Source organism: Streptomyces hilarionis (assembly GCF_024539675.1).
Taxonomy (GTDB): Bacteria; Actinomycetota; Actinomycetes; order Streptomycetales; family Streptomycetaceae; genus Streptomyces; species Streptomyces hilarionis.
Genome location: NZ_JAHHIT010000697.1, coordinates 1 through 279 on the forward strand (window position 1 = coordinate 1; position 279 = coordinate 279).

General features: G+C 58.1%; 1 protein-coding gene. It reads right to left on the reverse strand.

What is annotated here, in order from left to right; translation table 11 throughout:
* Positions 1–28 precede the first annotated feature (28 nt).
* A partial coding sequence (locus KMS84_RS44525; protein ID WP_256921578.1) for a hypothetical protein occupies positions 29–279 on the reverse strand: 251 nt, incomplete at its 5' end.

The following is a 279-nucleotide window of genomic DNA, read 5'->3' on the forward strand; positions in this document are numbered from 1 at the left end:
ATCTTTGGATTGCCAACCGCCATCGCGCTCAATGTTGCTGTGCTCTCAGCTCGTAGCCCGGTACGCAGGTCTGGGCTACGTCGGCCTTGCAGGACTTCTCACTGGGCATACGCATCGTGACCAATGCGCCTTCGAGCGAGGTGACGATGTACCACCCCTCGCTCGAGACCTTTTGACTGCCTGCGATGCCGGCCAGAAAAAGTGACCAGAAAACCAGTCCTACGAGAAGCGTCTTGTTGTCACGAGCCCAGTTAGCAGGGGCTGGCTGTGGACGTAGGT